The 18854-nt window shown below is 44.7% G+C and carries 11 protein-coding genes; 7 read left to right on the top strand and 4 right to left on the bottom strand.

All coding sequences use genetic code 11. The features are described from left to right. Position 1: 1 nt before the first annotated feature. From AOT11_RS22090 to AOT11_RS22080, 3 genes are all read left to right on the top strand, one after another. Positions 2-1768 (top strand): EAL domain-containing protein, encoded by a 1767-nt coding sequence (locus tag AOT11_RS22090; protein WP_017422600.1) that lies wholly within the window; start codon positions 2-4, stop codon positions 1766-1768. A 22-nt stretch (positions 1769-1790) separates the two neighbouring features. Next, positions 1791-3437 (top strand): response regulator, encoded by a 1647-nt coding sequence (locus tag AOT11_RS22085; RefSeq protein WP_026050710.1) that lies wholly within the window; start codon positions 1791-1793, stop codon positions 3435-3437. Between the two features lie 156 nt (positions 3438-3593). Continuing rightward, positions 3594-3827: a hypothetical protein gene (locus AOT11_RS22080; RefSeq protein ID WP_017422602.1), complete on the top strand. Its 234-nt coding sequence runs from the start codon at positions 3594-3596 to the stop codon at positions 3825-3827. A 106-nt stretch (positions 3828-3933) separates the two neighbouring features. On the opposite strand, the gene AOT11_RS22075 is transcribed toward AOT11_RS22080, so the two are convergent. Then, a complete protein-coding gene (locus AOT11_RS22075) occupies positions 3934-5826 on the bottom strand; it encodes a bifunctional diguanylate cyclase/phosphodiesterase (RefSeq protein WP_026050709.1) in 1893 nt (630 codons plus the stop codon). An 836-nt stretch (positions 5827-6662) separates the two neighbouring features. Between AOT11_RS22075 and AOT11_RS22070 the strand changes: the two genes are divergently transcribed. Next, positions 6663-10151 (top strand): Ig-like domain-containing protein, encoded by a 3489-nt coding sequence (locus AOT11_RS22070; protein ID WP_017422605.1) that lies wholly within the window; start codon positions 6663-6665, stop codon positions 10149-10151. A gap of 145 nt (positions 10152-10296) precedes the next feature. Continuing rightward, positions 10297-11733, top strand: coding sequence for an IS1182 family transposase (locus AOT11_RS22065; RefSeq protein ID WP_017428762.1), 1437 nt, complete (start codon positions 10297-10299; stop codon positions 11731-11733). Positions 11734-11862: 129 nt separating this feature from the next. Here AOT11_RS22065 and AOT11_RS22060 read toward each other — a convergent pair whose 3' ends face one another. Continuing rightward, positions 11863-12690, bottom strand: a complete 828-nt coding sequence (locus AOT11_RS22060) for a phosphate ABC transporter substrate-binding protein (protein WP_017422949.1) — start codon at positions 12688-12690, stop codon at positions 11863-11865. Between the two features lie 217 nt (positions 12691-12907). Between AOT11_RS22060 and AOT11_RS22055 the strand changes: the two genes are divergently transcribed. Continuing rightward, positions 12908-13264: a DUF3024 domain-containing protein gene (locus AOT11_RS22055; RefSeq protein WP_017422948.1), complete on the top strand. Its 357-nt coding sequence runs from the start codon at positions 12908-12910 to the stop codon at positions 13262-13264. 55 nt (positions 13265-13319) lie between these two features. Here the strand turns inward: AOT11_RS22055 and AOT11_RS22050 are convergent, their stop codons facing one another. Together AOT11_RS22050 and rnb are read right to left on the bottom strand one after the other, a co-directional pair. Next, positions 13320-14132 (bottom strand): AraC family transcriptional regulator, encoded by an 813-nt coding sequence (locus AOT11_RS22050; protein ID WP_026050868.1) that lies wholly within the window; start codon positions 14130-14132, stop codon positions 13320-13322. Positions 14133-14261: 129 nt separating this feature from the next. Further along, positions 14262-16256: an exoribonuclease II gene (gene rnb / locus AOT11_RS22045; RefSeq protein WP_026050867.1), complete on the bottom strand. Its 1995-nt coding sequence runs from the start codon at positions 16254-16256 to the stop codon at positions 14262-14264. A 377-nt stretch (positions 16257-16633) separates the two neighbouring features. On the opposite strand from rnb, the gene AOT11_RS22040 reads away from it, so the two are divergent. Continuing rightward, on the top strand, positions 16634-18571 hold the full coding sequence (locus tag AOT11_RS22040; protein WP_017422946.1) for a DEAD/DEAH box helicase: 1938 nt from the start codon (positions 16634-16636) through the stop codon (positions 18569-18571). The last annotated feature ends 283 nt before the right edge of the window (positions 18572-18854 follow it).

The following is an 18854-nucleotide window of genomic DNA, read 5'->3' as shown; positions in this document are numbered from 1 at the left end:
AATGAGAATACTGATTGTTGAGGATGAACGGATACAATCCACCAGTCTCAAATTAAAACTGGCGTCACTCAATTACTGTGACGTTCACGTGGCAGACAATGGTGAAGAAGCCTTAAAGCTTTGTGCGAAGCAGCAATTTTCACTGATTTTCTGTGATATTCATATGCCAGAGATGGATGGTATTAGCCTGCTCACTCAACTCAGTGAACAACGCCATCGCCCGGCTATTGTCATTCTTAGCGCGGTCGAAGATGCGGTACTTGAGTTGACCAAAAACATGTGCAGTCTGGCGGGCTTTCCTTACGTGGATGTGCTGAAAAAGCCTTTTAGCATTGAGTCGCTTTATAACGTCATTAATTACTATGCGAGCTCAAAACAGCGCACGGTTGAGCCGAGTATTCAACACTTGCTTCGTTGTGAAGAGGTTGAGGTTGCGTTTGAGACCGATCAAATCTTCAACTATTACCAGCCGCAATACGATTTTGCCACGGGTGCCATGGTTGGAGTGGAAGCTCTGGTCAGACTGAAACATCCGGAACATGGGGTGTTAGCTCCGGCCTCCTTTCTGTCTGTGATTGAGCAGTGCCAATGGATGGATAGGTTATTCTGGCGCGTGTTGGAAAAAGCGATTAGTGCGATTTCCAGCATGAGCGATGGTTTAAAGCTGTCGGTCAACATAAGTCAAAGCAATCTGCAACAGCCTATATGTGACCGCGTGATGGCGTTATGCCAGCAGTACGACTTCGATCCCCATCGCTTGACGTTGGAGCTTACTGAAGATCAGGTTTACAACGGTAACACCGTTTCTCTGGCCAATCTTGCTCGGCTGCGTATGCATGGGGTCGGTTTATCCATTGATGATTTTGGCACTGGGTACGCATCGCTCAGCCAGCTTGGTAAATTACCATTTAACGAGCTCAAAATAGACAAAGGCTTTGTCTTTGATCTCGTGACTAACTACAAGCATCAGCAATTGACCAAAATGTGTTTGATGTTGGCCCAATCGTTAGGGCTGCATTGTGTGGTGGAAGGTGTCGAGGACGAAGAATCTTGGCAATATCTGCGTACGCTTGGGGTCGATACGTGTCAAGGCTATTACTCTTCGCCACCACTGACGATTGCAGAGCTTTCTGAGCAATATGCCAAAAACCAGAGCCGTAGCCTGAGTCAAGAGAGCATCGAAGGCGGGATTTGCGCGTTGGTGATCGACGAGTGCTCGGTCAGCTCTTCCGCGCTCACGAAACAATTACAACGTGCTAGCAGTGTGGCGCAAGTATTGATCGCTCGTAATCTCGACCAGGCGGTGAAAACGTTAAGGGATTACCCTGTCAATTTGGTGGTGGTTGATATCAAGTTTATGTCTGATGCGACAAATTACACATTGTTGACCGATATTGATCAGCGCTTTAGTGGGCGGATGATTTTACTGACAGAACAATCGAATCCTGACATTGTTCTGTTACCCGAGCTCACCGCACGTAGTACCATTTTGTCCAAAGGTAGTGCTCTGTTCGATACCGTTCAAGAGATCTTAGCGCACAGTAAGCTTGAAAAAACGGATTTCTCAGCACAGCAAAATAAACTCGACCAACTGTCAGAACGAGAGCTGGCGGTTGCGCAGATGCTGTTTAAAGGGCTTGGTAACAAGCAGATCGCAAATTACTTGGACATCAATCAAAAAACAGTCAGCACGTACAAAACACGAGTACAAACAAAATTAGGGATCAAGTCTGCCATGGAACTGGTGAGATTCTTTACTCTAGATTGATATGGTACTGATTAATAACACTATGGCAAAAAGACGTTTTTCACAGCTTAAAGTTTTGATCATCGATGATGCGCCTGTCGTCATCACTAGTTTACGAGGTATGTTGCTCAAATTGGGTTTTTCCGATAGCAATATTCAGTTCAGTAAAAGCCCAAAATCGGCAGTATTCAAAGCGAACCGAGAAAAGTTCGACATCTTTATTTGCGACTATAATTTCGGCAAAGGGATGAATGGTAAGCAAATTTTTGAAGAGTTGAAACATTACAAGTTGCTGGCAAATGATGCCGTTTTCATTCTCGTGACAGGGGAAAGCTCGGCCTTCATTGTTCATTCCATTTTAGAACTCAAACCAGATGAATACATTCTAAAACCGTTCAATATCGGTATATTGCAAACTCGGCTCGAAAATGCGGTGTTGCGCAAGCAAGCGCTGGTGGATCTTTACCAAGCCGAGGCGGAAGGCAATGCGAACAAAGGCTTGGCGGTGTGTACAGAGTTGGAGCCCTTTCATCCCGAATACTATTTCATTATTCAGAAATTTCGTGGCGGTTTCCTCACTCGGCTGAAGCTGTACGAAGAAGCCAAAAAGGTTTATGAGCAGACGCTGGAAAAGAAAGAGCTCGATTGGGCGAAAGTGGGCCTTGCCAATGCGTTAAGGCACACAGGTAAAAAGTCGGAAGCCGCAAAACTGGTGCATGAGTTGATTGCTGCAATGCCGAGTAACACCACAGTAAGGGTTGAAGCGGCCAGCTTAAGCTTGATGAACAGCGATGTACCTGACGCCATTGCACACCTTAAGATTGCCAGCTCAATTGTACCCGGTAACTCAGAACGAGAATTGGTGATCGCTAACTTGTGTTTGTCGGAAGGGGACACTCGCTCGGCTTTGCAACGATTTCGTCTCTATTCGGAAGTGAACAAAGAGACTTTTCGTAACAACCATTTCATGCGTATGAATCATATTCGAGCTTTACTCTATGCGCTGCATGATGCCGAGCCGCAAGAAAGGCTTCGTTGGCTGAAAGAAGCGAAAACCTTATTTAAACATGCTTACGAGTTTAGTTTTGATGAGGAGTTGGAAAGCCAGTTTCAACTGATTGCAGCACACATTGCCATGGCAGAAAAACAGTATCGAATTTCATTTGAGATACTCAACCAACTTTATCGTGTCAAACCGTTTAAGCATTTTTATGATCGATACCATTTCGCATGGCTGTTGAATGCGATGGGTTTTGACAGCGAGTTTTCACAATGCATTACCTGGTGTAAAGAGAGTTTACTCGACGATGAGCTAGAAACCATTTTAGCCAGTAAAACTGCGATGGCGAGAGCATTAGAAGCGCAAGGTCAACAGAAAGTCGAGTGGTTAGAAGGCAAGTACAAATCGCTGATTGAGCATAAACAAGACATCGAAAAACTGTTTCTCATATACGCGGAGATATTTGAGCGCAGCCCAACGTTAAGGACCGTTTGCATCAAAATTATCACTATTTTGTCTCGCTATTGGCCAAAAGAGAGGGAAATCAAACGTACTGCAGAGATTATGAAAGAATGTGATGTCACAATTCGTCAGCTCATGACAGAAGAAGAGCGTGAAAAGCTTGGTTATGAGTCGATTTACGCCAGAGCGCATGAGCTACATGAGCAGCAATATCAGGTCGCTTCTTAAGCGAATATCGCTTTGATGATTAGATATGAGAACTTACTCATATCTTTATGGGATGAATTGAAGGTTAGTCATATTCATGAGTCATTACTTATGGTATTTATGTGCTTCTGTTGAGCCCTGATGACAATTAGGGCTTTGCTGTTACAGGAGTTTTCTATGTCACACAAAATCGAATCACATGCTTGCCCACAATGCGGCACCGATACACCTCATGTCGTTATCTTGGTGCGAAAAACCAGTCCTTATAAAGATGACAAAAAGCGCGATTGGAAAGAGTTTTTCTCTGGCTTTGTAAAAGGCGCTGCTTTAGGAGCATTCGTCGCTTCGATGGACGAATTTGAACGCCATCTCGTCTGTGAACGATGCGGACATAAGATCATAGAAGAATAACGACTTACTTTTGCAAGCAACGCAAAAGCATTGCGACACTCAACTCAGTGTGAGCGGCTCAAGTACGAGTCGCTCAGCTTTTTCATGAGTGAGTTAAAAATAACGTTTAAAGTTGCAGAGGACTTGCTAATTGTTGAGAGAAGTCGTCAGCCGGAACCGCCTTGCCATACAAAAAGCCTTGAGCGTAATTGCATTCCTCGGTTCGAATGAAGTCTTCTTGGTATCGATCTTCTACTCCTTCCGCTATCACCATCATATTAAGTTTGTGCGCCATTGCGATGATGGCTCTTGTCAGTTCTCGATTGTGCTGATTGTGTTCCAACTGGTTGATAAAACTGCGATCAATTTTTAGCGTATCGAAAGCGTATTTTTGCAGATAACTGAGTGAAGAGTAACCAGTACCAAAGTCGTCAAGAGAAATGCTGACGCCGAACTGACGCAACTGAGCGAGTACGCTTTGCGCATACTCTTCATCGTGCAGCAGAATACCTTCAGTCAGTTCCAGTTCAATGCATTTTGCTGGCAATTGGTAAAGGTCAATGATGTCTTGTAAGTGTTGCACAAAGTGTCGTTCACGGAACTGGATAGGTGAGATGTTAATCGCCACTTTAAACGAGTGAGGTGATGCGCGATGCCATTCTGCTGCCTGTTTCAATGCTTGATGTAAAACGAAGTAGCCGATTTCAATAATTTGGCCGTTACTTTCCGCTAAAGGAATAAATCTATCTGGGGAGACTTGCCCAAGCGTTGGATTATTCCATCTCAGTAGTGCTTCGGCACCGATGATTTTCCCTCCTTGTTTCAAGCAAATGATCGGCTGAAAATGCACTTCAAGCTCGTTGTTCTTCAGTGCTTCAGAGAGATGTGACTCCAGTTGTAGGCGCTCTTCTGCGGCTTTTTGTGCGGCAAAATTAAAATAAGAGACCTGCAAACCTTCGTTTTTACCTTCGCTCATTGCAGAGCACGCTCGCTGAATAAGGCTGAATGAGTCTGTTGCATCTATTGGGGCTAACGCGACCCCTAAATGGCATTGCAAATTAACTGTCATATCGTTGACGTTAAACGGTTGGGTGCACGCTTTGGTAATGCGCGCGATGACTTGTTCTTGTATCTCGGGTTTGCGCAGATGCTGCGCTGCTAAGACGAAATCCGAACCAACAATTCTTGCCAGTTTCCACTTTTTAGGCAGTTTGTGACAAATGCGTTGGCTCAGAGAGGATAAAATTTGATCACCGAACATGTAGCCATAGCTTGCGTTAACAAACTTAAAGTTTTTCAAACTGAAATAGATCAGAGTAATTTGTTCATCATCTTCTAAAGAGGCCATTTGCTCGGCGAGATCGTCCGCCAAGGTAATTCGATTGGGGAGTTTTGTGAGCGGGTCGTAATGAAGGTGAAAGTCCAAATGGCTTTCAGCTGCGGTTCGTTGCTCGATCTCTGTTAGCAATCGGCTACTCAGATCGGCGAGTGTTTTGGTTCGTTCTGCGACCTTTTGTTCCAGCTCCTGGTTGAGTTGTGCAAGCTCTTCTTTACGGTAAAGGGTTTCAAGTTGTCCTTCAATGGCCGTTTGAAAGCGGCCAAGTAATGACATCGCGTCTTCATCAAAGTATCGCTCTTGGCTATCAAGCATACAGATGGTGCCGAAAGGGGTGTTATCTGGCCAAAACACAGGCAGCCCGCAGTAACATATCATGCCCAGTTTGATGTCTGGATTATGATCCCATTCAGGATCGTTAAGCGCATTGGGAACATTCAACATGCGCCGCTCGCTAATCACCGTTTCACAATACAGGCCATGCCCAAGTGAATCTTTTGCATTTTGCGCGTAGGGGTTATTTTCGCTACGACTGCTGGAAAATACCTCGATATCGTTTTCGTGAATACGCATGATCAGAGAGGCAGGACATTGCGTCATTTTGGCAACCAAATCGACGATTTCTTGCCAGCTCTTGAGTACAGAATCCGGAACGATCAATTGAGAGGTATCTATGTTTGCCATGATGCTTATCCAATGTGTAAGAGTGTTGATATCCATTCAGCGGTGAGGCGCTTGGTTCGCATTATTGAGTATAGGTGATGCAAAAGCCATTGCCATCATGAATGTTACCAGGGGTGATGGTCTCTTTTGGTTATAGAAAGTTAACCGTTCACAAGCACGGTTTGAATATCCATGGCACTCATTGCGTTAAATAGTGATTTTATTTTTGTCGTGAGCGGTGAGTGGACATCACGATTAAATAATATAAATTTCGTCACAACGGTATGTTCTATTAAAAATAGAATGGGATGAAATCTATACTATATTTATAAATTCCAAACATTATCTTGATTGTTTACTTTTAGTTTTATTAATTATTGAATGCAAAGTTGATCGCAAAAATAATGTAATTGATAATTAAATCGTGTTTTTGTTCGAGATATATGGATTCAATAATAACTTTTCGCTGCTTATACATTTTGTTTCAATAAGGCTGATATTGAGTTGTTATATCCGATGCATTTAACAGAAACGTGTAATTAATCAATGTGTTTATTTCGTTTATTTATAGTTGTGTCATTTTTTAGTGTTTAGTTGGTTACTATAACTTGTTGTTATTGATTTTGTTTTTTGATTTTTCTTAAGTTTATAAGATAAGTGTTAGCTTGTTTTTTAAACCATTTTTGTTTGGGATGGTTTAGTTTGATATTTGTTTTTATGAAAATTAAAATCCGCGGGCGTCAGTTTTTGATAGCGACTTTTATATTAATTCATCCGTAACTGATGTTTTTTTATATCTGTTTTTGGTTTTTAAACTGCTATCGATATTTAAATCTAATACATGTTAAGGAGAGTTCATGTATAAAAATGGCCTGATGGGTATTCCACTCATTTTGATGTTAACGGCTTGTGGTAGTGACAGTGGTGGCTCAGATGCCTCGACAGATTCACGAGAGTATAAAGGCTTAAAATTTACGGGCATTGTCTATGATGGCCCACTGTACGATGCGGAAGTTTCCATCTATGCAGGTGAGAAGCTTTTGGCACAAGCAAAGACCGATCAAGATGGTCGATACTTTGTTGAAGCAAAAGTGTATCTAGACGAGTACGAAAGCCTCAAATCTTTGCCAATCACTTATAAGGCGCAACGCAATGAAGTGATTCTTTATGAATATGCCGGACAAACACTGGAGCAGACTATCGACAGCGAAGGTGTTGATGCTCTGATCAGTAATTTCTCAACGGTTGAATATGTATTGGCCGATGTCAACAAAGACAACTTTGTTTCTGCCAATGAATGGGCGGCGTACCAAACACTTGATCGCCGTTACGCCGAGCAAATGATTGTTCGCTACGGTGTCGGCTTAAAGTCGATTGTTGATTTTGATGGCTCTCTCACCGGGTTCGACAATACCGTGACTTGGCTACGAAATGTGAGAAGTGACATTTCATGGGAGCAGTGGCATCGCCTTAACGACATTCCGTACAACAATGCGTGGAACGCTCTGTTTGCCGATACTTGGTTCGTCGAGCAAGAAGCGCACCGTTTCACTAACCTTCCTGGTTGGTCTTCAGAATATGATGCGGTGATTTCACCGGACCCTGCTCCTGCAAGTATCAAGTATGTGCTAGTGACTGGCCTGCCACAAATCGCGCATGTGGGGGATTTGATTAGTCCTTCAACATTTGCGCTTTGGTCGGATGCATCGTCAACTGACATCAGCAAAGACGCGACTTTCACCGTTACGCCTGCTTCTGCGTTAGAAAAAGTCGGCGCTCGTTGGAAGGTCAAAGAGCCGGGTGTGATTACTTTTAAAGCCGAATACAAAGGCGTATCCACATCGAGCACATTTACCGCTGAAGGTGTAGGGCTGAGCAACATTGTGTTGAGCGGCGTCGATAAAAAAGTGAGCGTAGGCGATAAGCTTCTGCCGTTGGTTTCTGCAATCTGGACAGACAGTACAACAACTGAGGTGACTGGATTCGTCACTTGGTCAGCGTCGCCAGCAAACGCTATTACGTTTGTTGATGGCCATCTTCAAGTTGTGGGTACGGGTGATATCTCTCTCACTGCGACTTATCAAGGTGCGACGTCAACCATTGCTTTCAATGCTGAACCAGCTACATTATCTGGCTTGAGATTGGGCTTTGACAAACGCGAACAATATCTCCAAGAGCAGTTTAAAGTGGTCGCTGAAGGTGTGCACGAGAACGGTTACGTGGTGAACTTTAGCGAGAACGCTGAATGGGTATCGAGTAATCCTGCGATCCTTGAACCTGTGGGTTCGGGTGTCTTTGTCGCGAAAGGGGTTGGAAGTGCCACGGTAACGGCAACTTACGAAGGTTACAGCGCGTCTCAAGAGTTTAGTGTGGTTGCTAAACTTACAGGGATCAGCCTAAACCTACCGAATAGTAGTGTCTCTAAGAACCAATCTGTACAGCTAACGTTGAACGGTGAGTATAACGATGGTTCTGTATCTCAAATCGTTGAAGGTGTCGCATGGACGACAAGCGCATCAGATGTGCTCACTATTGATGAGCAAGGTCTCGCAACGGGTATTGTCGAAGGCACGTCTGTTGTTACGGCCACATACAAAGGTTTTACGTTAGAACAAACCGTAACGGTAACCCAAGCCATGATCGTGTCTTCTGTACCAGAGTTCGTCGACGGTAAGATGATTTTGAATGAGGGTAGTAAACTGCCTTATACCTTCAAATTTACGCGTTCAAATGGCGTTGTTCATGAGTTCTCTGCCACTTCGGGTGGGCTAGACTTTGAAAGTTATGGTTTTAGAGAGGAAGTCGATGCATCGGGTATTCAAGTTGCAAACTTAGATAAAGATGCAGACTTTATGCGTGGTGTACGAGCGGGTGAAACTAAGCTGGGTCTTGATTCTGTACCGGTTGAACTGCAAAATATTTTCGCTGAAATTGGCGCAATTACAGACGCGTACGACTACCCAACACGCATCGATCTCCCTGTCGCTGTGTTGGATAATCAAGATGTCTATCAGTGGCACAAAGTCGCGGGTAATCAAGCAAGTTTGCAGGGGCTAACGCTGGTTCAAGCTGTACAAAGTGGTGACACGCTATACCGCTTCTGGCAGGTTTCAGGATCTCAAAATGGTGCGTTGTTTGTTACTCAAGTAACGGCAAATGGTGAGAGTGATGCGGTTGAGGTGCTCTTGCCGACAACGGATTTCAAACTGCTCTCCAATCAAGTGATCTCAGCGTCGAATGGTTATGTGATGTTGGTTACCTCTAACCAACACGTAAGCGGCGTGATTCCTGAGCACAAAGCGTATCGTATGACGCTGGCGGATGGCACGCTTGCCGAAGTTGATACCAGCACCTTGTACAAAAAGCAATTTAATCTCAATGCAGATAGTTTCTACTTTGCGTCGAATGGTAACTTATTCCTAGTCAAAGAAGACGATACAACGCTCGTGTCTGAATTTGATTTCGCGAGCAATACGTGGAATGACAAGATTGCTTCACTCAATGGTGTGCCAGTGCAACTGCCGTCTCAGCAAGGGATGATCGCTGCACTAGATACGAATCAGATGGACTACGGCGCATTTGCTCCACCAACATTGAACCTCTATAACATGGAAACGAAAACTGCGACATCACAGCAGTTTATGTACCCAGGTGATGCAGGTTACTTCTGTGCTGAACCTAAATCGGTCAGTGTTGCGCTAAGAGCAGAGCTTGCAGAATCTGGTGCGGGTTGTTTGATTGCTGCTCGCGGCAGTTATGACCTGATCGGCTACTGGGTTTGGAACTCAATTGCAGATCTTCCGTACCTGTTCCTGTTCGAAGAAGGCATGTCCCGTCGTGGTGGTGATAACTATGGCGTCGCCAGTGTTAAGTCAGATGCCAATGTCGTTTACAGTGCAGGGCGTCAGTCAGTCAATAGCACAGACATGTTCCATGTGGCAGAGATTGTTGATGTGGAAGTGGAAGGCGTGATCGAGAAACAGATTCGTCATGATCTCTTCAACAAAAAGGACAAACTGCTGGAAGGCTCTTATGCCAAGTTCCCGGTGATTGATGGCAATCAATACACAGTGTCTAATGCGGATGTACCAAACGAGCAGTTTGTTTTGTTCGGTCACGGCGCAGCAGTCAAAGGGGAGAAAGGCGACTGGTTTAGCGATAGTTTCATGTATCAATTGCCTGCGAAAGTTTCAACTACTGAAGCGAAAGCGTATAACCTTGGTGACACGGTGATACTTGCTACTGAGGGCCAAGAGTCAGCTGAGTACTGGTTCTTGCAATTACGTAAGCCGATTGTAGACGAGACGCAACCTGAAACACCAGTAGAGCCAGATGTGACGCCTTAACATCTCTCTCAATAACCGCCATATTTGAGCGGAGAAATCAAAAGCCAGTCCTTTAACGGACTGGCTTTTCAGACTGCTGACAAAGGTCTAGCTTTCGAGCTAGACCTTTGATCTAATAGGGGTATCGAAATATGGATACTCCGATATGCTTCAAGAACCGACTCCGCAACAATACGAACTGGAAATGGTGACGATGGAACAGTTAGTTCCTAAAAACCATTTAGTGCGCAAAATCGATAATGCTATCGACTTTGAATTCATTCGTGATGAAGTCGCTCATCTTTATTGTAAAGATAATGGGCGTCCACCTGTTGACCCTGTTCGTCTCTTCAAAATCATCTTGCTTGGTTATATCTTTGGTATAAAAAGTGAGCGTCAGCTCGTTAAAGAAATTGAAGTGAATGTCGCTTACCGTTGGTTCTTACGGATGTCATTAACAGAGAAAGTCATCCACGCTTCGACTCTAAGCCAAAACCGCATTCGTCGCTTTAATGGCACGGATGTATTCGAACGTATTTTTATCAATATCGTAGAGCAAGCCATGACGAAAGGCTTGGTCGCGGGTCAAGAGCTCTTTACGGACAGTACTCATCTCAAAGCGAACGCCAACAAGAATAAACACACCAATAAAGTCACGGCGGTTCGCGCGAGTGCCTATCTTGATATGCTGGATGACGACGTCGCGTTAGACCGAGAAAAAGCGGGTAAGAAGCCTCTTAAGGCTCGTGAATCAGAGTCAAAAACAAAGAATACCAAAACCAGCACCACTGACCCAGAGAGTGGCTTCATGACTCGTGATAATAAGCCACAAGGCTTCTTCTACCTCGACCATCGAACCGTTGATGGTCAACATGGAATTATCCTCGATACCTATACCACCGCGGGCAACATCAATGACTCACAGCCTTACGTTCAACGCTTAGATTACACGCTTGCTACATTCCAATTGAACCCGATAGCCGTTGGACTGGATGCGGGCTACTTTACCGCTCCAGTGGCGGAGTCACTTGAACGTCGAGGTATTCTTGGCGTGTTCGGTTATCGACGTCCATCGAGAACGAAAAATGCGTTCAAAAAGAAACACTTTACTTACGATGCGCAAAGAGACTGCTACCAGTGTCCGAATGGTCAGGCGTTGCTTTATAAAACCACGTCACGCGATGCCTACCGAGAATACCACTCAGACCCGAAAGAGTGTGCGTTCTGTCCAATGAGGGATGACTGTACTCAAAGCAAAAACATGAAGAAAGTGATTACTCGGCATATCTATAGCGATGCCGTAGAGAGAGCAAATCAAATGCGGCTTTCTTCCTATGGTAAGAAGACCTATCGACGTCGAAGTGAAACAGTAGAACGGAGCTTTGCAGACGCTAAGCAACATCATGGTCATCGTTATGCACGATTCAGAGGTCTAGCTAATGTGCAAATGCAGTGTTGGTTGGCAGCGGCAGCCCAAAACATCAAGAAGATAGCGTTGGTGGTGAACTATCTACGAAAAATGGGCTTAAATATGGCAGAAATAAGGCAGATACTTGCTTCTGTATACCCATGTAATGAATGGGAACTTCTGCGCACGATATAACAAAAAAAAATCACGATCGCGACCTACGGTCGCTTCCAAAAAAGAACCCCACTTAAAAAGCGGGGTTCGTCATCAATCTGAAAAGCCAGTCCTTTAACGGACTGGCTTTTTTATCGAATGCGAAATCACTTATTCTTTCTGGCTGCTCACTGAGGTATAGCCATAATCGGTAATGATTTTCTGTCCTTGAGTTGACTTAATGAAAGCGATGAATGCTTTACTGTCTTTATCGACGGCGCCGACTTTATACAAAATCAAGAATGGACGTGACAGTAAGTATGAGTGGTTTTTGATGTTATCTGAGTTTGGTGCAACACCTTCAACGCTAATCGCTTTTACGGAGTTGTCAACCGAACCCATCGAGATAAAACCAATAGCATGTTGGTTATGGTTTACGATGGTTTTCACCATGCTATTGCTGTTGACAACTAAGTTGCTTGGATTGATGTCCGAAACAAGACGATCATTAATAATGCGAGTCAGGCCCAGTAAGCTTTCAAAGCTATAGCGAGTGCCAGAGGAAGTCTCGCGAGTGACAACAGCGATGGGTTTGTCTTCACCACCCACTTGTTTCCAGTTGGTGATTTTGCCTTTGTAGATATTGTAGAGTTGCTCTTGAGTCAGATTAGAAAGGGTATTGGAACGGTTGATGACCACCGCTAGCCCGTCGTAAGCAATTAAATCCACATTCAAATCTTCACCTTTCTCGCTTTCTGTGAGGTAGCGGGAGCTCATCCCCAGCTCAACTACGCCTTTGTTAACCATCGTGATTCCTGCGGTCGAGCCAATACCTTGGACGGCGATAAAAGAATCTGTGTGAGACTTGTTAAACTCTTCGGCAAGCACGTCCATTACACGTGCAACAGAGGTCGAACCGGAAATATTCACTTCTTTAGCGTTGCTTAATGGGACGATAGAAAAGAGAGATAAAAGGACGGGTACCACAAAGCGAAACATAACTTACTCCAAAATAGGGTTATTTGAGAGTGGAATGATATTTCGTTCAGGTTACATTTTTGTGAAGGTCTAAACATTAAGTCACTCGCATGGCGATTACACTTTGTGTACTAAAATAAGTCTATAAAGCGGCAAACGGTGGCGTTGAGTAAGCCTGTGGCTTTTTGATAGGGCTTCGAAAGCAAACGTCAGCAAATCTAGCCGAATAGATGAAGGAATGACTATGTCAGTGACGCAAATTGCTATCAGTCGGCTTAATAAAGGTGCCCAAGCGCTGTGCACAAAAAGAAACGTTAACCTTCCCGTTGAGCTCGGAAAATGTCTCTATCAACCGATCGAGACTGGAGTGATTTTTTACAAAGCGGCGTATTTGTTGGATTCTCGTCACAGTGAATACACCTCACCGGTGGCCAAAGTTCTCTTTGATGTATTTCACGGCGAATGGTTGTTCTTTCAAGCGAAGTTTGACGGTGACACGTTCTATTGGGAACCCTATTACCCGCTAATGAAATCCGATGATCTTGATTCGATTTTAGAGGAGATAGAACACGACCCATTGGCGTGTTTTTGGTAATGCGCAGTGAGTGAATCACTACGCATTACGCTTGCCTGATTTGGAAAGCTCGTCGCTAGGCTTTACCGTGTTGTTGTACTTTCGCGCGGAACTCTTTGGGCGTCATTTGCTGTACCGCTTTAAACGCGGTACTAAAATGGGCAGCACTTTTAAATCCAGACTCGTAAGCAATGGTGGTAATCGATTTATCCGTGACGCGAAGCTGAGTCGCTGCATGAGAGATTCGCTTGATCTTCAACAACTGTGAAAATGACATCTCTTCTGCCGCTAAGCGTCGTTTCAGGGTTGCGGTGGACATACCCATGTGCTTGGCTAGCGTCTCCAAAGAGATCTCTTCTTCGATATTGCTTTCAATAAACTGAATGATTTTTTGCGTTTCACTAAATTGTGTTGCGCGAATAATCATATTGAGTAGCTCTGGCTGTTTTTCAACCATGAGCGCCATTAACGCCAAGGCTAAATGTTCTTGAGCTTGCGAGTTTTGTTTCCTCTCAACTTCTTCAATAAGCATATCTTTCAGCTGGTCGATTCGCTTATGTTGACCACTGAATTTGAAAAAGGTGTCAGTTTGTTGAGCTGGAATTTTAGATAAAGGGTAAACGTTACGGAACTTTTGAAGCAGCGTGATGCTAAACACCAAGGCTAACGCTGAAAATCCATTTTCTCCCGGTTGAGCTTGAGCTTCTTTTAATTGGCCGGAATTGTACAATGCAAATTCTCCTGCCGTCAGCTCACTCGTTGCTCCGGAATCTTGTGTTACGGTTAGGCTGCCTTGCTCCACGAAAAATAGGCCATTCTTTGTCACTGGATAACGTTCCTGTTTCCTCGGAGCAAAGTGGTTAAATCTGATAATTTCTATTGTTGGCATAAAGTAGCTTACCACTGAATGAATATAGTTATATTTAATAGAACTGTTCTTGCAGTGTTACCAATGAAAATCACGTTTTTGTGAATTGGTGGTATAAAAAAAGCGTTCATTTGAACGCTTTTTAAGATGTTAATTCTGAGTTTCTTCTACCACGGGTAATTCAGCGAATACTTGGGTAGGTTTCGCAACCAGGCTTCTGTTCTCCTGGTTAACGTCAGCTAACACGACTTCAAGAACGTCTCCCAGTTTGTATACCACTTCTTTATCGATAGAAACAGTACCTAGGTCACCATTGCACTCAATTCTTTCTTTATTATCAATAATAAGAGAACCAGGGATGAATGCCGCAGCGCCATTTTCAAGTAAACGGATGCGCATACCAGCACGGTTAATATCGAAGATTTCACCGGTAAACAGCGTTTGATTTGCTGGAGCGTCTGCTAGAGTGCGTGCATACAGCCAGTCTGCAACATTACGTTCTGCAATCTTGTGATGTTTGCGGTGTAAAGCAAGCTCTTCGCCGACACTATCATCCGGTTTTTGCACAGGCTCTTTGTTTAGAATTAGTGCCTTAAGCATACGATGGTTGATCATATCGCCATATTTACGAATTGGAGATGTCCAAGTTGCGTAGATATCAAGGCCCATCGCATAGTGCGGTAAAGGCTGGTTGCTCACTTCACTGTAGGTTTGGAATTTGCGAATTCGGTTATCAAGATAAGTCGTTTCTTGTTTGCTTAACCAGCGGCGTAGCGCAGCAAAACCTTCACGAGTGGCAATCGACTCAGCTGTGAACTCCAACGTACCGTCTGGGTTAACCAGTTCCACTACATCGGCAATCTTCTCTGGTTTGAAGCCTGCATGGCAGTTAAATACGCCAGTACCGAAATGGGCTTGCAGTGTTTTACCCGCACAAATGTTGGCTGTGATCATCGACTCTTCGACTAAGCGGTTTGCACTGCGACGCATGTCTGCGTGAATCGCAACGACATCGTTATCTTCACTCAGTTCAAAACGGTAATCTGGACGATCTGGGAACACGACAGCATTCTTCTCTCGCCATTCAGCGCGAGCTTGCGAGAACTGGTATAGGTCACGCACGATGGCAGCAATTTCTTCGCTTGGTTGCCATTTTTCACAGCTGCCTGTTTCGAGCCAGTCGGAGACATTGTCATACGCCAAACGGGCGTGCGACTTGATGTTTGCCGCAAAGAACTGGATATCATCGCCAATCACGCCGTCTTTACTGACGGTGACTGTGCAGCAAAGGGCAGGGCGGATTTCACCTTCGATTAGCGAACACAGTTCATCAGCAAGGTCACGAGGCAGCATTGGGATGTTGCGTCCAGGAAGATAAATGGTAAAGCCACGCTCTCGTGCAACCTTGTCCATTTCATCATCTGGTGTGATATAAGCAGTTGGATCGGCAATGGCAATCGTCAACTCAAAATCGCCAGCGTCGTTTTTCTTCGCGTAGAGTGCATCGTCCATGTCTTTTGTTGACTCACCATCGATGGTCACAAAAGGGATATGCGTCATGTCGATACGTTCAAGATCCGCATCATCTTTAATTTGCCAATCGTCGATACCGGCAGGCTCTGAGTTAGGCAGATCGTTTTCTGCCAGCGTTACCCACCATGGTGCGATCTTGTCATTGGCATCGGTAATTTTTTCGCTGATTTCAACAAAGAAACCGTTGTCATCTTTTAGTGGGTGACGGATCAGATGGCCAACAACCCAGTCGCCTTCTGCAAACTCTTGAGGATTAAGACCTTTCTTCGTTTTGGCTTTGAGAGACATCTTCTTCAGTTGAGGATGATCAGGAACAACATTTAATTTTCCTTTGAACATTTTCACACGACCGATGAAGCGATTGAGCATCTGCTCGACAAGCTCTTGTGGCTCAGCCACTTCGCGTTCGTTTTCGGTGCGGATAATGGCGATCACCTTATCACCGTGCATACATTTCTTCATGTAGGCGGGTGGAATAAAGAAACTTGTCTTGCTATCGACTTCGAGAAAGCCAAAACCTTTTTCGGTTGCTTTAATCGTGCCTTCTTTCTTTGGCAGATTTTCCTGAATTTGTTGCTTAAGCTGGGCTAAAAGTGGGTTATCTTGAAACATCTTTACTAAACTTATGTTTGAAATTGGGCACACTATAATCATTGCGCCGCGTTATTGCTACCAAAACCCGGTTTAACCCCCCAGTCTCGATAAAAATTGTGCAAATAATATTCGTCTTGAAGCCTTGTTTTTCGGGGGCTGAGCGAGTAGCAAGCGTATGTGAAGAGAATTCAAAGAAATAATTGTGATGAAATTCAATTTTTTCTGGCTTTTTTTATGCTTTTAGGGAATAATCCGCCTCCCTTAAGTCGTCCCCAATGGCTTGTAGCGTTTTAGTACTGTGTTGCTTTGAATTAAAAAGCAGCATCTGAATGGACCAGTATCGAATGAGAAGAGCTTGTGGGACCCATTTTTACAATTAATACAGTAGGATCCCAATGCAAGATTCTGTAATTCAATTCAGCGATTTAGAGCTGAATGATGCTATCCTTTCCGCTCTTGATGGTATGGGCTTTGTTTCGCCAACACCGATTCAGGCAGCTGCGATTCCTCATCTTTTACAAGGTGTGGATGCGCTAGGTAAAGCACAAACGGGTACGGGCAAAACGGCAGCATTTTCTCTGCCTCTTCTCAACAAACTTGATCTCGCACAGCGTAAACCTCAAGCAATCGTACTGGCTCCAACTCGTGAGCTAGCGATCCAGGTTGCGGCTGAGATGAAAAACCTTGGTCAAAACATCCGTGGTTTGAAAGTACTAGAGATCTACGGTGGTGCATCTATCGTTGATCAAATGCGTGCTCTTAAGAATGGCGCTCACGTTATCGTGGGTACTCCGGGCCGTGTTCAAGACCTTATCAACCGCGAGCGCCTAGACTTAGGTGAAGTGCATACTTTCGTTCTTGATGAAGCAGACGAAATGCTAAACATGGGTTTCGTTGACGATGTAACGGAAATCATGGAGCACGCTCCATCATCTGCACAACGCGTACTGTTCTCTGCAACTATGCCTCCAATGCTGAAAAACATTGTTGAGCGCTTCTTGCGTGATCCAGTCACTGTCGACGTTGCAGGTAAAAACCACACTGTAGATAAAGTTGCACAGCAGTTCTGGGTTGTTAAAGGCGTAGAAAAAGATGAAGCAATGTCTCGTCTTCTAGAAACAGAAGAGACAGATGCATCAATCGTGTTCGTACGTACTCGTCAAGACACTGAGCGTCTAGCGGATTGGCTATGTGCACGCGGCTTCAAAGCAGCAGCACTACACGGTGATATTCCTCAGTCTCTACGTGAGCGCACGGTTGATCACATCAAACAAGGTGTTATCGATATCCTTGTTGCGACAGACGTTGTTGCTCGTGGTCTAGACGTGCCACGTATCACTCACGTGTTTAACTACGACATCCCATTCGATGTTGAGTCATACATCCACCGTATCGGTCGTACTGGCCGTGCAGGACGTCAAGGTAAAGCGATCCTTCTTGTTCGCACAAACCAAATTCGCATGCTTCGTACTATCGAGCGTGTTACTAAGTCTTCTATGGAAGAGATCCAACTGCCACTTCGTGACAAAGTTGCAGCAGCGCGTCTAGATAAACTTGCCGCTGAGCTTCAAGCTGACATCGAGCATAAAGCGCTTGATAAGTTCGCAGAGCTAATCGAGAAACTAGAAGAGCGTCTAGAGATCGACTCAAGCGTTCTAGCGGCGATTCTATTGAAGCGTCAGCAAGGCAAACGTCCGCTATTCTACATTGGCGAAGACCCAATGATCGAAGCGATTGAGCGCGATAAGCAAAACCGTCGTGAGCGTCGTGAAAGTCGTGACAATGGCGGTCGTCGTGAAAGCTTTAACAGCAACCAAGATTGGGATACTTACCAACTTCAAGTTGGCCGTGAGCAAGGTGTTCAAGTGAAAGACATCGTAGGCGCACTGGCAAACGAACTTGGCTTAGGTAAAGGTTCCATTGGTGCAATCAAACTGGCTCAAGAGCACACGTTTGTTCAGCTACCAAAAGCGATGAGCACACAAGCTGCAAGCAAACTTCGTAAACTGCGTATTCGTCAGAAAGAAGTGGGTGCCGTTGTTTGTGACTTCAACGATTTCAACGAAAACCGTGGTCGTCGTGATGGTGCTCGCCGTGAAGGTGGTTTCCGCGAAGGCGGTCGTCGTGAAGGCGGCTACCGTGGCAATCGCGAAGGCAATCGCGAAGGTGGTCGTGAAGGTGGCTACCGTGGTAACCGTGAAGGTGGTCGCGAAGGTGGTTTCCGTGGTAACCGTGACGGTGAGCGTCGTTTTGATCGCAACCGTGGTGGTGATCACCGTGGTAACCATCGTGGTGAGCGTGGCCACGGTCGTCCACGTCGCAACGAAGACTAATCCAATACGATTTAAAGAAAGCCGGGTGATAACCCGGTTTTTTTTCGCTCAAATTTTCAAAGATCTGCACCATTATGGGCTTAAGTGAATAACATTGTTGTAAGTTGAGGGCAACGAATGCTTATAACATATGATGTCACTTGCACTATGGTTATATAATTTTTCGCTTCAAATAAAATCAAAAATTGCGGTAGATCAACAAAAAAGTCGTGACCTAAACAATTGAACTAAAAGATAGTTGAAAGATTCAAAAATTATTGAATAATGGTTTCAACAATGAATG

The organism is Vibrio vulnificus NBRC 15645 = ATCC 27562 (genome assembly GCF_002224265.1).
Taxonomy (GTDB): domain Bacteria; phylum Pseudomonadota; class Gammaproteobacteria; order Enterobacterales; family Vibrionaceae; genus Vibrio; species Vibrio vulnificus.
The sequence above is the reverse complement of the archived record's forward strand: the minus strand, read 5'-3'. Positions and strand labels throughout refer to the sequence as shown.

What these genes read in the sequence shown, in the direction of transcription:
- AOT11_RS22050 (WP_026050868.1), bottom strand. Translation starts at nt 14,132, where the DNA reads ATGCCAACAATAGAAATTATCAGATTTAACCACTTTGCTCCGAGGAAA.
- AOT11_RS22040 (WP_017422946.1), top strand. Translation starts at nt 16,634, where the DNA reads ATGCAAGATTCTGTAATTCAATTCAGCGATTTAGAGCTGAATGATGCT.
- AOT11_RS22080 (WP_017422602.1), top strand. Translation starts at nt 3,594, where the DNA reads ATGTCACACAAAATCGAATCACATGCTTGCCCACAATGCGGCACCGAT.
- rnb (WP_026050867.1), bottom strand. Translation starts at nt 16,256, where the DNA reads ATGTTTCAAGATAACCCACTTTTAGCCCAGCTTAAGCAACAAATTCAG.
- AOT11_RS22055 (WP_017422948.1), top strand. Translation starts at nt 12,908, where the DNA reads ATGACTATGTCAGTGACGCAAATTGCTATCAGTCGGCTTAATAAAGGT.
- AOT11_RS22085 (WP_026050710.1), top strand. Translation starts at nt 1,791, where the DNA reads ATGGCAAAAAGACGTTTTTCACAGCTTAAAGTTTTGATCATCGATGAT.
- AOT11_RS22075 (WP_026050709.1), bottom strand. Translation starts at nt 5,826, where the DNA reads ATGGCAAACATAGATACCTCTCAATTGATCGTTCCGGATTCTGTACTC.
- AOT11_RS22070 (WP_017422605.1), top strand. Translation starts at nt 6,663, where the DNA reads ATGTATAAAAATGGCCTGATGGGTATTCCACTCATTTTGATGTTAACG.
- AOT11_RS22060 (WP_017422949.1), bottom strand. Translation starts at nt 12,690, where the DNA reads ATGTTTCGCTTTGTGGTACCCGTCCTTTTATCTCTCTTTTCTATCGTC.
- AOT11_RS22065 (WP_017428762.1), top strand. Translation starts at nt 10,297, where the DNA reads ATGCTTCAAGAACCGACTCCGCAACAATACGAACTGGAAATGGTGACG.
- AOT11_RS22090 (WP_017422600.1), top strand. Translation starts at nt 2, where the DNA reads ATGAGAATACTGATTGTTGAGGATGAACGGATACAATCCACCAGTCTC.